The 13,856-nt window shown below is 69.7% G+C and carries 12 protein-coding genes and 2 pseudogenes; 11 read left to right on the top strand and 3 right to left on the bottom strand.

The window, feature by feature from the left end; all coding sequences use genetic code 11:
• Window positions 1-40: 40 nt before the first annotated feature.
• The 10 genes and pseudogenes from ACN6LB_RS17505 to ACN6LB_RS17550 all read left to right on the top strand — a co-directional run bounded on the left by ACN6LB_RS17505 (window position 41) and on the right by ACN6LB_RS17550 (window position 10,604).
• Window positions 41-514, top strand: a complete 474-nt coding sequence (locus ACN6LB_RS17505; RefSeq protein WP_445026721.1) for a carboxymuconolactone decarboxylase family protein — start codon at window positions 41-43, stop codon at window positions 512-514.
• 102 nt (window positions 515-616) lie between these two features.
• Window positions 617-1,540: an RNA polymerase sigma-70 factor gene (locus tag ACN6LB_RS17510; protein WP_445026722.1), complete on the top strand. Its 924-nt coding sequence runs from the start codon at window positions 617-619 to the stop codon at window positions 1,538-1,540.
• Between the two features lie 223 nt (window positions 1,541-1,763).
• Window positions 1,764-3,434 (top strand): annotated as a pseudogene (locus tag ACN6LB_RS17515) (NPCBM/NEW2 domain-containing protein); the annotation flags it as partial.
• A 33-nt stretch (window positions 3,435-3,467) separates the two neighbouring features.
• Window positions 3,468-3,893, top strand: a pseudogene (locus ACN6LB_RS17520) (NPCBM/NEW2 domain-containing protein); the annotation flags it as partial.
• A gap of 77 nt (window positions 3,894-3,970) precedes the next feature.
• Window positions 3,971-4,792: an N-formylglutamate amidohydrolase gene (locus ACN6LB_RS17525; RefSeq protein ID WP_445026723.1), complete on the top strand. Its 822-nt coding sequence runs from the start codon at window positions 3,971-3,973 to the stop codon at window positions 4,790-4,792.
• Window positions 4,793-4,883: 91 nt separating this feature from the next.
• Complete coding sequence (locus ACN6LB_RS17530) at window positions 4,884-5,708, top strand: amidohydrolase family protein (protein ID WP_445026724.1); 825 nt, start codon at window positions 4,884-4,886, stop codon at window positions 5,706-5,708.
• A 48-nt stretch (window positions 5,709-5,756) separates the two neighbouring features.
• Window positions 5,757-7,031: a DUF4032 domain-containing protein gene (locus tag ACN6LB_RS17535; RefSeq protein ID WP_356144866.1), complete on the top strand. Its 1,275-nt coding sequence runs from the start codon at window positions 5,757-5,759 to the stop codon at window positions 7,029-7,031.
• Window positions 7,032-7,126: 95 nt separating this feature from the next.
• Window positions 7,127-8,803 (top strand): NAD(P)/FAD-dependent oxidoreductase, encoded by a 1,677-nt coding sequence (locus ACN6LB_RS17540; protein ID WP_356144864.1) that lies wholly within the window; start codon window positions 7,127-7,129, stop codon window positions 8,801-8,803.
• Window positions 8,800-10,257, top strand: a complete 1,458-nt coding sequence (locus ACN6LB_RS17545) for an ATP-binding protein (RefSeq protein ID WP_445026725.1) — start codon at window positions 8,800-8,802, stop codon at window positions 10,255-10,257. The genes ACN6LB_RS17540 and ACN6LB_RS17545 overlap by 4 nt, the downstream gene beginning before the upstream one ends.
• A complete protein-coding gene (locus ACN6LB_RS17550) occupies window positions 10,254-10,604 on the top strand; it encodes a UBP-type zinc finger domain-containing protein (protein WP_445026726.1) in 351 nt (116 codons plus the stop codon). Before ACN6LB_RS17545 ends, ACN6LB_RS17550 begins: the two co-directional genes overlap by 4 nt.
• A 15-nt stretch (window positions 10,605-10,619) precedes the next feature.
• Here the strand turns inward: ACN6LB_RS17550 and ACN6LB_RS17555 are convergent, their stop codons facing one another.
• Both ACN6LB_RS17555 and ACN6LB_RS17560 read right to left on the bottom strand, forming a co-directional pair.
• A complete protein-coding gene (locus ACN6LB_RS17555; RefSeq protein ID WP_445026727.1) occupies window positions 10,620-11,456 on the bottom strand; it encodes an alpha/beta fold hydrolase in 837 nt (278 codons plus the stop codon).
• A 115-nt stretch (window positions 11,457-11,571) separates the two neighbouring features.
• On the bottom strand, window positions 11,572-12,063 hold the full coding sequence (locus ACN6LB_RS17560; RefSeq protein ID WP_445026728.1) for a VOC family protein: 492 nt from the start codon (window positions 12,061-12,063) through the stop codon (window positions 11,572-11,574).
• A 219-nt stretch (window positions 12,064-12,282) separates the two neighbouring features.
• Here ACN6LB_RS17560 and ACN6LB_RS17565 point away from each other — a divergent pair, with 219 nt between their 5' ends.
• Entirely contained in the window at window positions 12,283-13,119 is an 837-nt protein-coding gene (locus ACN6LB_RS17565; RefSeq protein WP_445026729.1) for a DUF2182 domain-containing protein, read from the top strand.
• A 30-nt stretch (window positions 13,120-13,149) separates the two neighbouring features.
• Here ACN6LB_RS17565 and ACN6LB_RS17570 read toward each other — a convergent pair whose 3' ends face one another.
• Window positions 13,150-13,803, bottom strand: a complete 654-nt coding sequence (locus ACN6LB_RS17570; protein ID WP_445026730.1) for a DUF1326 domain-containing protein — start codon at window positions 13,801-13,803, stop codon at window positions 13,150-13,152.
• Window positions 13,804-13,856: the final 53 nt, after the last annotated feature.

Consider the following 13,856-nt stretch of genomic DNA (forward strand, 5'->3'; position numbering starts at 1 on the left):
CTCGTGGGTGAAGTCCCAACCGAGCACGGAGGAGCACACCATGGACGCGCGACTGAACTACTTCGCCAGCCCGATCGCCGGCAAGGCCATCAAGTACTTCATGTCGGCCGGGAAGGCGCTCAAGGAGTCGCCCCTGCCGGCCGCCACACAGGAGCTGGTGGCCCTGCGGGTGAGCCAGATCAACGGGTGCGCGGTCTGCATCGACATGCACACCAAGGACGCCGCGGCCGCCGGCGAGACGGCGGTGCGGCTCGCTCTGGTGACGGCGTGGCGGGAGGCGACGGTCTTCACCGAGGCCGAGCGGGCCGCCCTCGAACTGGCGGAACAGGGAACCCGGGTCGCGGACGGGGCCGGCGGGGTCGGCGACGAGGTCTGGGCCAGCGCCGCGCAGCACTACGACGACGAGCAGCTCACCGCGCTGGTCATCCTGGTCTCGTTCATGAACACGGTGAACCGGCTGAATGTCATCACCCAGCAGCCCGCCGGAGACTACGTGGCCGGCCAGTTTCACTGAACCGCCGTCCGCCCACGTATTGGATGATCATCGAAGGATGCCTTGTCGGCACGGGCCTCGCTGCCGGGTCAAGGACTACAAGAACCACAAGGGGGAGAACGCGTGAGCAAGGTCGAGGAGTTCGAGGAGCTGCGGCCGCTGCTGTTCTCGATCGCGTACCGCATTCTGGGCAGCGTGGGCGAGGCGGAGGACGCGGTCCAGGAGACGTGGCTGCGCTTCGACGCCTCGACGACGCGGCCCGTCTCGGTCAAGGCGTTCCTGTCGGCCACGGTGACCCGTATCTCGATCGACGTGCTGCGCTCCGCCCGGGTGAGACGGGAGACGTACGCCGGCGCGTGGCTGCCCGAGCCGCTGCTGAACGATCCCTACGAGGACCCGGAACGCGCGGCCGAGTTGGCCGACTCGGTGTCGATGGCGGCGCTGCTGCTCCTGGAACGGCTCAGCCCGCTGGAGCGGTCGGTGTTCGTGCTGCGGGAGGTCTTCGCGTTCGGCTTCGAGGAGATCGCCTCGGCGGTGGGCCGCTCGGAGGCGGCCTGCCGGCAGCTGCTGGTCCGGGCGCGCCGCCACATGAGCGAGGGGCGCCCCCGGTTCGAGGCGGACCGCAGGGAGCGCCAGGAGTTGTCGGCGCGGTTCTTCGAGGCTCTGTCGCAGGGTGATGTGGGCGGGCTGCAGAGCCTGTTGTCCGCCGACGTCCAGTTCGTCGGGGACGGCGGCGGCAAGGCCCCGCAGCTGGCCAAGGCCGTGGTCGGCGCGCAGAACGTGGCCCGCCTGCTCGCCTCCGTCTACCCGGTCATGGCCCGGATCGAGATCACCTTCGAACAGCACGAGATCAACGGTCAGCCGGGCGCGGTCTTCCGTGACCGGGACGGCAAGGTGCTCCACTCCCTGGCTCTCGATGTCCTCGACGGGCAGATCCAGGCGATCCGCTCGGTCATCAACCCGGACAAGCTCGGCCACCTCGGTCCCGTCGCCGACGCCTGGGCCGTCAGCCAGGAAGTGAAACAGGCCCGCAGGCGGATGGGGTGAGCCCGGTACTGCCCGCACGCCACGACCTCACCACGCCCGCCGTCCACCGATCACCGATCACCGATCACCGATCACCGATCACCGAGGAGACGCCACCCTCGGTCGCACCGACACCACTCCATCCACCTTCACCCTTGACATGTTCTGGACACCCCGTTGTGATGTGGTGACTTTCGTTCGGCTCTTTTTGGTCCTGTGCACCACTCACCCCGGGGAGACGCACTTGTCCGACGAACGACGCCCGCACGCGAAGAGATTCGCCGTCGTCGCAGCCGCGCTCTCCCTGGCCGCCTCGGCGCTCGTGGTGGCGCAGCCCGCATCGGCCGCGCCCCGCGCCGCTCCCACCGTGGACAACGGCCTCGCCCGCACCCCGCCCATGGGCTTCAACAACTGGAACTCCACGCACTGCCGTGCGGAGTTCAACGAGACGATGGTGAAGGGCATCGCCGACGTCTTCGTCTCGCAGGGGCTCAAGAACGCGGGATACACCTACGTCAACATCGACGACTGCTGGGCGCTGCCGAACCGCGACGCGAACGGCAACCTCGTGCCCGACCCGGTCCGTTTCCCGAACGGGATCAAGGCCGTTGCCGACTACGTCCACTCCAAGGGGCTCAAGTTCGGCCTCTACTCCAGCGCGGGCACCAAGACCTGTGACACCCAGGGCTTCCCCGGCGGGCTCGGGCACGAGCAGCAGGACGCCAATCTGTGGGCGTCCTGGGGTGTCGACTACCTCAAGTACGACAACTGCAACAACACCGGCGTCGACGCCAGGCAGCGCTACAAGGCGATGGGCGACGCCCTCAGGGCCACCGGTCGGCCGATCGTGTACAGCATCTGCGAGTGGGGCGAGAACCAGCCCTGGAACTGGGCGGCGGAGTACGGCAATTCATGGCGTACGACCGGCGACATCTCCGACTCCTGGTCCAGCATGATCGGCATCGCGCACCAGAACCAGGCCCTGGCCCCGTACGCGAAGCCGGGCGCGTGGAACGACCCCGACATGCTCGAAGTCGGCAACGGCGGCATGACCGACACCGAGTACCGCACCCACTTCAGCCTGTGGGCGCAGATGGCCGCACCCCTGCTGATCGGCAGTGACCTGCGCACCGTGTCCTCCGCGACACTCGACGTACTCAAGAACACGGACGTCATCGCCGTCGACCAGGACACCCTGGGACGGCAGGGCACGGTCGTGTCGAGCGGTGGCGGGCTCGTCGTGATGTCCAAAGCCCTTGCCGACGGCGGCCGTTCGGTGACGCTGACGAACGAGAACACGACGGCCAGGACGGTGACCACGACCGCGGAGGCGATCGGGCTCGGGGGAACGACGTCGTACGCGCTCAAGGACCTGTGGTCGAAGCAGACGAGCACCACCTCGGGCACGATCAGCGCGTCGGTGCCCGCACACGGCACCGTCATGTACCGCGTGACACCCGGAGCCCCGGTGCCTCCGCCGACCGGGGTCAGCCAACTCGGCGACCTGGCCTGGAGTTCGGCGGCGAACGGCTGGGGCCCGGTCGAGCGCAACCTCAGCAACGGCGAGCAGGCCGCCGGGGACGGGCACACCCTCACCATCGGCGGGACGACGTACGCCAAGGGGCTCGGCACGCACGCCCCGAGCGACATCACGTACCACCTGGGCGGTGCGTGCACCTCGCTGCGCGTGGACGTCGGGGTGGACGACGAGTCGACCGCGGGCGGCTCGGTGAACTTCCAGGTCTACCGGGACGCGGTGAAGGTCGCCGACAGCGGGGTGCGGACGAACAGCGATCCGCCGCTGCGGCTGACCGCCGATCTCACCGGCGGCACGACACTGCGGCTGGTCGTCACGGACGGCGGGAACGGGATCACCTACGACCACGCCGACTGGGCGGACGCACGGCTCGCCTGCGGCAGGGGCCCTGCGGCGGGCACGCATGCGCTGAGCGACCTGACGTGGAGCGCGGCCTCCGGCGGCTGGGGCCCGGTCGAGCGCGACAGCAGCAACGGCGAGCGGGCCACCGGTGACGGACGCGCCCTCACGATCAACGGCACCACGTACGCCAAAGGGCTCGGCACCCACGCGGCGAGCGACGTCACGTACTACCTCGGCGGTTCGTGCTCCCGGCTGACCGTGAACGTCGGTGTGGACGACGAGGCCGGGGGCAGCAACGGATCCGTCGTCTTCCGCATCCTGCGCAACGACACGGTCGTCGCGGACAGCGGCCGGATCACCGGCGCCGACGCGGCGAAGACGCTCACCGCCGATCTCACCGGAGGTCTCGAACTCCGGCTCAGCGTCACGGACTCCGGTGACGGCTCCGACTACGACCATGCCGACTGGGCGACACCCCAGCTCACCTGTGCGTGAGCCAGGCTCCTGCCGGCGCCGGCAGGAGTGATCGAAAGCAGCGACGGCGGGATGCGTGCCGGGAGAGGATTCCCCTCATGCATCCCGCCCCGAAGACCTTCGAACTGCTCCCCGGCGCCGACGCTTCGCCCGTGATCCTGCACGTGCCGCACTCCGCCCGGACGATCCCGGCACCCGTACGCGACGACATCCTGCTCGAGGACGGCGCGCTGGCACGCGAGTTGGACCACATCACCGACGCGCACACCATCGAGCTCGCCGAGGCAGCGGCAAAGGCGGCCGGGGTCGCCCCGTGGCGATTCGTCAACCGGATGTCGCGGCTTGTGATCGATCCCGAGCGCTTCCCCGACGAACGGGAGGAGATGCTGTCCGTCGGAATGGGCGCGGTCTACACGCAGACCACGCACCGCGCCCCGCTGAGGCCCGCGGGCTTCGACCCCCGCCCGCTGATCGAGCGGTACTTCCACCCGTACGCGCAGGCGATGACGGATGCGGTCGCCGACCGGCTGGCCGTCACCGGGCGGGCCGTGGTCATCGACGTCCACTCGTATCCGACGGCCCGGCTGCCCTACGAACTGCACGGCGACGGCCCCCGACCGCCGGTCTGCCTGGGCACCGACACCTTCCACACGCCGCCCGAGCTGCTCGCCCAGGCACGGGCGGCGTTCGCGCGCACAGGCGACGCGGGGATCGACAGCCCGTTCTCCGGCGCGTATGTCCCCCTGGAGTTCTACGGCAAGGAGCCGCAGGTCACCGCGTTGATGGTGGAGATCCGGCGGGACACGTACATGAGCGAGCCGGGCGGCCCGGCCGGCCCCGGGCTCGGCCGCCTTGCCTCCGCGCTGGCGGCGCTGGTCGACGCGGTCACCGCCCGGCCAGACGGCGGGGCACCCTCCTAGCCACGCGGCCGAAGGCCCTCTACGGTCTCGGTAAGCGCACGCTTAGCCGTTGTCGTCCGCCGGGCGACAGCCGGAGGGAAGGCAAGAGATCATGCCGGTCGTCGACGCGTGGATGCAGCACCCCACCCTCCGCCACTCCAACCACGAGATGTTCGAGTCGCTGCGTCGCTGGACGGGAATGGAGCTGCTGAAGGAGCCGCTTCCGGTCAAGGCCACGGTCTCCGCACTGGCCGCCGCCGACGTGGAGACCGGGCTCTCCAGCGCCTGGTACGGGCCGCAGGGTCCGCTGATCAGCAACGACGAGGTCGCCGAGTTCGTCGGCCGGTCCGATGGGCGGCTGCGTGGTGTCGCCGGCGCGGACCTGACCAGGCCGGTCGCCGCCGTACGCGAACTGCGCCGGGCCGTAGAGGAGCTGGGCTTCGTCGCGCTGCGGATCGTGCCGTGGCTGTGGCAGCTGCCGCCCACCGACCGGCTGTACTACCCGTTGTACGCGGCCTGCGTCGACCTCGGCATCCCGTTCTGCACGCAGGTCGGCCACACCGGGCCGATGCGCCCCTCGGAGACCGGCCGACCGATCCCGTACATCGACCAGGTCGCGATCGACTTCCCGGAACTGACCATCGTCTGCGGTCACATCGGCTACCCGTGGACCACGGAGATGATCGCGGTGGCCGACAAGCACCCGGGCGTGTACATCGACACGAGCGCCTACACCGCCCGCCGCTACCCGCCCGAGCTGGTCGACTACCTGCGCGGCCGGGGCCGCCGCAAGGTTCTCTTCGGCTCCAACTACCCCATGATCACGCCTGCCCGGGCCCTGGAGCACCTCTCCGATCTCCGCCTCGACGAAGAGACCAGCGAGCTGTTCCTCTCAGGCAACGCACGACGTGTCTTTCACCTCCCGGCACCTTCATAGATGCTTGTGCACGTTCACGGTCCATCCTGAGGTGAGGTCAGCCCGTTCATGGCATTGCAGATCAGCGCCACCAACCCGGAGCACCCCGCGCTCCTGCTAGAACTGCCCTGGCAGCTGCCCCTGGAAGAGTGGCCGGAGCGATACCTCGTCCCGCTGCCGCGCGGCATATCGCGCCACGTCGTGCGCTACGCGCGCGCCGGGGACGAGGTGGTGGCCGTCAAGGAGCTCGCCGAGCGGCCGGCGGTGCGCGAGTACGAGCTGCTGCGCAGCCTGGACCGGCTGGGGATTCCGGCGGTGGACCCCCTCGCCGTCGTCACCGGCCGCACGGACGACGACGGCGCGCCCCTGGAACCCGTACTGATCACCCGCCACCTGGGCGGCTCCATGCCCTACCGGGCGATGTTCGAGACGACGATGCGGCCGGCCACCATGCACCGGCTGATGGACGCGCTGGCGGTCCTGCTCGTCCGACTGCATCTGGCGGGATTCGCCTGGGGCGACTGTTCGCTGTCCAACACGCTCTTCCGACGGGACGCCGGGGCCTACGCGGCCTACCTCGTGGACGCCGAGACCGGGGATCTGCATCCCCGGCTGAGCAACGGACAGCGGGAGTACGACCTCGATCTGGCCCGGGTCAACATCAGCGGCGAGCTGCTGGACCTTGAAGCGTCCGGGGCGCTGCACCCCTCCGTGGACCCGATCGAGTTCGGCATGGAGATCTGCGCGCGCTACCAGGGGCTGTGGCAGGAGCTGACCCGCACCTCGGTGTATCCGGCGGGCAAGCACCACTACATCGACCGCCGCATCCGGCGGCTCAACGACCTCGGCTTCGACGTCGCCGAGATGCAGATCGCGCACTCCTCCAACGGCGACACGGTCACCTTCGTTCCCAAGGTCGTGGACGCCGGTCACCACCAGCGCCAACTGCTGCGGCTGACCGGACTCGACGCCGAGGAGAACCAGGCCCGCCGCCTCCTCAACGACCTGGAGAGCTGGATGGCGACCCAGGACGACTACGCGCCCGGCGACCCCCTCGCCGCCCGCCCGGAGGTCCTCGCCCACCGCTGGGTGCGCGACGTCTTCCGGCCGACCGTGCGCGCCGTACCGCTGGAGCTGCGCGGCTCCATGGACCCGGCGGAGATCTATCACGAGCTGCTCGAACACCGCTGGTACCTGTCCGAGCGCGCCCAGCACGACATCGGGCTCGACACGGCCGTCGAGGACTACGTCGACAACATCCTTCCCCGCGTCCGGGAGACCCTGCCGCCGCGGACGGACGCACCCGGTGTGACCGGGGGGAACACGGTTTCTGAGCAGAGGTGACCGTTCATACATACGATTGGGCAGGTACGGCCGAGCGGCGCACCGTGCTGCACGTGACGCCGGGGTGCCACTGACCTGCTCGGGGTGGGAGACGTATGACACAGGCCGCCAGTCCAGCGCGGACCGTCATTCTGACGGTCGATGACGATCCCGGAGTCTCGCGCGCCGTCGCCCGCGACCTGCGGCGCCGGTACGGCGAGTCGTACCGGATCGTGCGCGCGGAGTCCGGGGAGTCCGCGCTCGACGCGCTGCGGGAGCTGAAGCTGCGCGGCGACCAGGTGGCGGTGATCCTCGCCGACTACCGGATGCCGCAGATGAACGGCATCGAGTTCCTCGAACAGGCACTCGACGTTTTCCCGGGTGCGCGGCGGGTGCTGCTGACCGCCTACGCGGACACGAACGCGGCGATCGACGCGATCAACGTGATCGATCTGGACCACTACCTGCTCAAGCCCTGGGATCCGCCGGAGGAGAAGCTCTACCCGGTCCTGGACGATCTCCTGGACGCCTGGCGGACCAGCGACTACCGGCCCGTGCCCGCCTGCAAGGTGGTCGGGCACCGCTGGTCGGCGCGCTCCTCGGACGTACGGGAGTTCCTGGCCCGCAACCAGGTGCCGTACCGCTGGTACTCGTCCGACACACCGGAGGGCCGGCGCCTGCTTGCCGCCGCCGGCCAGGACGGCGAGCGGCTCCCGCTGGTGGTGACGCCGGACGGGACGCCGCTGGTGGAGCCCGAGGACCCGGAACTCGCGGCGCACGTGGGTCTGGCGACCACGCCGACGGCGGAGTTCTACGACCTCGTGGTCATCGGCGGCGGTCCCGCCGGGCTCGGCGCGGCCGTGTACGGCGCGTCGGAGGGGCTGCGGACCGTGCTGGTGGAGCGGTCGGCGACCGGCGGCCAGGCGGGGCAGAGTTCACGGATCGAGAACTACCTCGGCTTCCCCGACGGCGTGTCCGGAGGACAGCTCACCGACCGGGCGCGACGCCAGGCGGCGAAGTTCGGCGCGGAGATCCTGACCGCGCGGGAGGTGACCGGGCTGGAGGTCACGGGGGCGGCGCGTACCGTCCGCTTCTCGGACGGCTCGGCGATCGCCGCGCACTCCGTGATCCTGGCGACCGGCGTGTCCTATCGGCAGCTGGAGGCCCCCGGCCTGTCCGAGCTGACCGGCTGCGGCGTGTTCTACGGCTCGGCGCTGACCGAAGCGGCCTCCTGCCAGGGCCACGACGTGTACATCGTGGGCGGCGCCAACTCGGCGGGACAGGCGGCCATGTACCTGGCCCGGGGCGCCAAGTCGGTCACCCTCCTGGTGCGCGGCTCGTCGCTGGAGGCGTCCATGTCGCACTATCTGATCCAGCAGATCAACGACGCGCCCAACATCAGCGTCCGCGCCGGCACGGTGGTCGAGTCCGCGCACGGGTCGGACCACCTGGAGCAGCTCACCCTGCGCGACGTGGCGAGCGGCCACACCGAACTCGTCGACGCGCAGTGGCTGTTCGTGTTCATCGGGGCGGCTCCGCTGACCGACTGGCTGGAGGGGACCGTGCTGCGTGACGCGCGCGGATTCATCATGGCCGGGCCCGACATGACCGCCGACGGCCAGCCGCCGGCGGGCTGGGAGCTGGAGAGGCCGCCCTACCACCTGGAGACCAGCGTGCCCGGCGTGTTCGTGGCCGGGGACGCGCGCTCGGAGTCCGCGAAGCGGGTCGCTTCCGCCGTCGGAGAGGGAGCCATGGCCGTGATGCTCGTCCACCGTTACCTGGAGCAGTCGTGAGCGGGCAGCCGATGCCGTGCAGCGTGGCCGAGCTGAGCACGCTGTTCCTGTTCGAGAAGCTCGACGCGGAGCAGTTCGACCGGCTGTGCCGCGAAGGCCGCGTGGAGAAGTTCGAGCCGGGTCCCGTGTACGCGGAAGGTGACCCTGCCACCTGCTTCTTCGTCCTCCTCGAAGGCACGCTCCTGCTCTCGCGCCGGGTCGGCAACGACGACGTGGAGATCAACCGCACATCGAATCGCGGGGTGTACTCCGGGGCCATGCAGGCCTATCTGGGCGACCGGGTGCAGCAGTTCTACAGCAGCTCGCTGCGGGTCACCGAGCCGTCGCGGTTCTTCGTCCTGCCCGCCGAGACCTTCGCCGCGATCATGCAGGACTGGTTCCCGATGGCCGTCCACCTCTTGGAGGGTCTCTTCTTCGGTTCGAAGACCACCCAGCAGGCGATCGGACAGCGTGAGCGGCTGCTGGCCCTCGGCTCGCTGTCGGCCGGTCTGACCCACGAGCTCAACAATCCGGCCGCCGCGGCGGTGCGCGCCACCTCCACGCTGCGCGAGCGGGTCGGGAAGATGCGGCACAAGCTCGGCATCATCGCCGGGGGCCCGTTCTCCCGTGAGGCCCTCGCCGGTCTCATCGAGATCCAGGAACGCACGGCCGAACGGGTCGCCAAGGCAACCGCCCTGAGCCCGCTCGAAGCCTCCGACCGGGAGGACGCCCTCGCCGACTGGCTCGACGACCACGGCATCGCGGAGGGCTGGCGGGTGGCGCCCACCTTCGTGCAGGCCGGTCTCGACATCGACTGGCTGGACCAGGTCGCGGCGGCCGTGGACGAGGAGATCCTCCCGAATGCCATCGGGTGGCTGAACTACACCGTCGAGACCGAGCTCCTCATGAACGAGATCGAGGACTCCACCACCCGCATCACCCATCTCGTCGACGCGGCCAAGCAGTACTCCCAGCTCGACCGGGCCCCGTACCAGGTGTGCGACGTGCACGAACTCCTCGACAGCACCCTGCTGATGCTGTCCTCGAAGATCGGCTCCCGCGTCACCGTCGTCAAAGAGTACGACCGCACGCTGCCGAGGATCCCGGCCTACCCGGGTGAGCTCAACCAGGTGTGGACGAACCTGGTCGACAACGCGGTCGCGGCGATGAACGGCATGGACGGGGACGGCACGCTGACGGTACGCACGTCACTCGACCACGACCGTCTCCTCGTCGAGTTCGGGGATACGGGCCCCGGCGTTCCGGAGGACATCCGCGGCCGTATCTTCGATCCCTTCTTCACCACCAAGCCGGTGGGCGAGGGCACCGGGCTTGGCCTGGACATCTCCTGGCGCATCGTCGTCAACAAGCATCACGGCAGCCTCGACGTCCGGTGCGTGCCCGGCGACACCCGCTTCCAAGTACGTCTTCCCCTGACCGCCACGGACCCCGACACACCCGAGGAGCCGTCATGACCGAGCCCACCGGAATCGACCCGGCCGTCCCGCCGAGCGGTACGGGATGCGTCGAGTGCGACGCGGCGGGCGGATGGTGGTTCCATCTGCGGCGCTGCGCCCAGTGCGGTCACATCGGCTGCTGCGACGACTCGCCCTCGAAGCACGCCACCGCGCACGCGCAGTCCACCGGGCATCCGGTCATCCGCAGTTTCGAGCCCGGCGAGAGCTGGTTCTGGAACTTCGACACCTCCGAGCTGTACGAGTCCGGTCCCGACCTCGCTCCCCCGGTCAGCCATCCCGCCGACCAGCCCACGCCCGGGCCCGCGGGGCGCGTCCCCGCGAACTGGGCGGAGACGCTGCGCTGACACCCCGTGGGACGTTCATCCGGCGGAGGGTTCGCCCGCTCCCCCGTCGGCGAGCGTCCTGCGCAGCACTTCGGCGAACTCCTCGGTCCGTCCGAGGAATCCGCCATGGTCGCCGGGGAACTCGACCGGCGGCGTGCCGAGCCGTTCGGCCAGTGCCACGGAGGTCCGGTAGGTGACCAGGTGGCCCGAGGCAGCTCCGATGCCGATGACGACACGGGTCGGACCGGCCTTCAGGGCGCTCACGTCGGGCACATGACGTGTGGTGCCCCGGAGTTCGTGGGCGAAGAAGCGGGCGCTGTCGGCGAGATCCTGCTCGGACAGATCTCCCGGCAACGCGGTCGGCGCGCCGTCGCCGCCACCGACCAGTCCGGAGGCGGTCATGAACTTCATCCAGGCAGCGCCGATGCCTTCCTTGTGGAAGGCCTCCACGATGTCGTCGGTCACGGCCCGCCGTTCGGCGGCGTCGGGGAGCAGTTCCAGCACGGGCGGCTCGTGCGCGACCAGCGTCCGGACCCGCTTGGGGTGCTGTGCGACCAGTGCGAGTCCGGTGACCGCCCCGCCACTGCTGCCGAAGACGTCGGCGGAGTCGGCGCCGAGGGCGTCGAGGAGGGCGACGAGGTCGTTCGCCCTCAGTTCGGGGGTGGAGTCCTGTTCGGGATCGTCGACAGGGCTGCCCGAGATGCCCCGCGGGTCGTGGGTGACGACGGTGTGGTGGCGCGCGAGCGCGTCGGCCAGCGGGGCGAAGTGGACAGCGGCCATCGGCGCGCCCGTCACCAGCAGGAGCGGGCCCGAGCCGCGGATCTCGTAGTGCAGTCGTGCACCGGGAACGTCGAGGGTGTGGTGTGTGGCCATGGCCGGTCGTCCTTCCGCCATCGGGCGTCGTCCGCGAGCGCGGTGACGGGGGTAGGACTGGTGTGCGCGCCAGAACTCATCGGTGTGCGCGGACGGATGAGCCGCAGCCCGGGTTTCAGCGCACCGAGTGGCCGTACATCTCGCCGAGGAGTTCGGCGAGGAGTTCGACGCGGGCGCCGTCCGGGTCGCGGAAGTAGAGCGAAGTGCCGCTCTCCTCCTGGTAGTCGACCCCGGCGTCGGCGAGCCGGTCGCGCAGCCGTTCCCAGGTCGTGGGGTCGACCGAGATGGCCAGGTGGTGCAGTCCGCCGAGCACCTCGGCGTAGGGGCCGACGTCGAGGCCGGGGAAGTCGAAGAAGGCCAGCAGGTTGCCGTTGCCGACATCGAAGAAGAAGTGGGTGGAGCCCTTGTAGTCGCGGTTGTCGATCATCTCGGTGAGAGGGAACTCCAGGACGCCCTGGTAGAACCGCACGGTCCGCTCCACGTCCGCGGAGAGCAGCGCCACGTGGTGCACTCCGCGGGCCGAGCTGGCCGGCCGTTCGGGGGCCAGGTACTCCTTCCTCAGCCGCTCGCGTTCCGCCTCGATCGCTGCCAGGTCCAAACGCTCCATGGGGGCTCCTCGGATACTCGGACTACGTCTTCGATACAAACAACTGATCCTCAATTCAACCACTTTGCGACTGCCCATGGACGTCGACATCCCCAGTCGAGGACTGTTCCCTCGGAAGCAGCCGCTGCGCCGCTGGGGCCCAATCTCGGAAGCGCCGCGCAAAGGTGCACAGCGCACGATGAAGTGGTCTCCTGGAAGAGTCCCCAGGAGCCCACTCCGATGCGACACACTCGACTCTCCTCCCTCGCACCCGCCCGGTCGGCCGCACCGACCGGAGCCGGCGGAGGGTTGCTGCCGAAACGGGATCTCGCGGCCGCCTGGCTCCTGGTCGTCCTGATCGCGGTACCCGCGTGGGCGCTCACCATAGGGCAGGCCCAGGACATGGGGATCGAGCCCGGCACAATGGGAATGGCGCTGCCGCTGTTCCTGCTGCTCTGGGTGACGATGATGGCGGCGATGATGCTGCCGTCCATGGCGCCGGTGGCCATCACCTGGGTGCGCGGGATCGGCCGACAGTCCTCCGGGTGGGCCCGGGCCGCGCGCACCGCTGAATTCGTGGGCGGATACCTGCTGGTGTGGACCGCGTTCGGAGTGCTCGCATACGCGGCTCTGGCCTTCACCGGCGGGCTCGTCGACGACCATCCGACCGCCGGACGCTGGTTCGGTTTCGCGGCGTTCCTGCTCGCGGGCCTGTATCAGCTCGGTCCGCTCAAGTACGTCTGCCTTCGGCACTGCCGCAACCCGCTGAGTCACCTGGTGCACTACGCCGGTTTCCCGAGGCCTGCACGCGATCTGAGGGTGGGCGTCCACCACGGTGCGTACTGCGTCGGCTGCTGCGCCGGCCTGATGGTCGTCCTGATCCCGCTCGGCATGATGAACGTGGCGGCGATGGCCGGACTGGCCGCGGTGATCTTCGTGGAGAAGCTGTGGTCCTGGGGTCCGCTGCTCGCACGGGTCGTGGGCGTCGCATTCCTGGTCCTGGCAGTGCTGGCACCGTTCCAGGACTGGCTGCTGCCTGGACTGCAGGGGTCGATGCCCTCGATGGGCGGCATGTGACGCGTGCGGTTCACTCACGCACCGAACGAGTCAGTCAGGCCCGGACCAGTCGAAGGTGATCGTCTTGCTGGACTGGCCGGAGCGATTCCAGGAGAAGCCGAAGGCGTCGGCCCGGTCGGTGGTGGCGCGCCCCCATGTCGCGAGCCCTCCGGGTCCGGTCTCGCAGCCAGGCAGGCCGGTCGACTGCACCCTGACACCCTCGGGGGAGGTCGGGCCGCTCAACGCCTCGGCGCGGGCCTCGACCAGCCCCGGAACCGTGGCCCGCCAGGCAGCCCGGTCCTCGTCGATCTCGACCTCGATGGGCGCGAACTCCATGCCCCGCACCTCCATGGCGGCCATGCTCATCATCTCCGCAGGCCAGCTCCCGGCCTGACCACCAAAGATCATCTGTATGGCTTCGCGCTGCCGGTCGTCGGCGCGCTCGTCCAGGATCAGCGCCGCGTACGCGTCCGAGTGCTCCGCCCAGATGTTGCCGACGAACGAGGCGACCATCACCAGGTTCAAACCGTCCAGTCGTACGTCGCCGTAATTGCCCTCGCGTATGTGCCACACCAGGATGCCCTCGCACTCCCCGGTGGTCGGCGGCTGAGCGAATGAGCAGGGGCAGGGAATGTCGCACTTGCATACGTCGAACCAGTCGCCTGCGACATGCCACGCAGGGATCGTCACCGCCGCTTGTGACATCGTTCTCACTCCTCGCGAACCCACGGCCATGGGCCGAGGCGGGCGGCAGAGCG

It is taken from the genome of Streptomyces sp. SAS_270 (genome assembly GCF_052543295.1).

Excerpts from the sequence above, each read along its gene's own strand:
- ACN6LB_RS17505 (WP_445026721.1), top strand. The coding sequence starts at position 41 with ATGGACGCGCGACTGAACTACTTCGCCAGCCCGATCGCCGGCAAGGCC.
- ACN6LB_RS17565 (WP_445026729.1), top strand. The coding sequence starts at position 12,283 with ATGCGACACACTCGACTCTCCTCCCTCGCACCCGCCCGGTCGGCCGCA.
- ACN6LB_RS17530 (WP_445026724.1), top strand. The coding sequence starts at position 4,884 with ATGCCGGTCGTCGACGCGTGGATGCAGCACCCCACCCTCCGCCACTCC.
- ACN6LB_RS17550 (WP_445026726.1), top strand. The coding sequence starts at position 10,254 with ATGACCGAGCCCACCGGAATCGACCCGGCCGTCCCGCCGAGCGGTACG.
- ACN6LB_RS17525 (WP_445026723.1), top strand. The coding sequence starts at position 3,971 with ATGCATCCCGCCCCGAAGACCTTCGAACTGCTCCCCGGCGCCGACGCT.
- ACN6LB_RS17570 (WP_445026730.1), bottom strand. The coding sequence starts at position 13,803 with ATGTCACAAGCGGCGGTGACGATCCCTGCGTGGCATGTCGCAGGCGAC.
- ACN6LB_RS17560 (WP_445026728.1), bottom strand. The coding sequence starts at position 12,063 with ATGGAGCGTTTGGACCTGGCAGCGATCGAGGCGGAACGCGAGCGGCTG.
- ACN6LB_RS17555 (WP_445026727.1), bottom strand. The coding sequence starts at position 11,456 with ATGGCCACACACCACACCCTCGACGTTCCCGGTGCACGACTGCACTAC.
- ACN6LB_RS17540 (WP_356144864.1), top strand. The coding sequence starts at position 7,127 with ATGACACAGGCCGCCAGTCCAGCGCGGACCGTCATTCTGACGGTCGAT.
- ACN6LB_RS17535 (WP_356144866.1), top strand. The coding sequence starts at position 5,757 with ATGGCATTGCAGATCAGCGCCACCAACCCGGAGCACCCCGCGCTCCTG.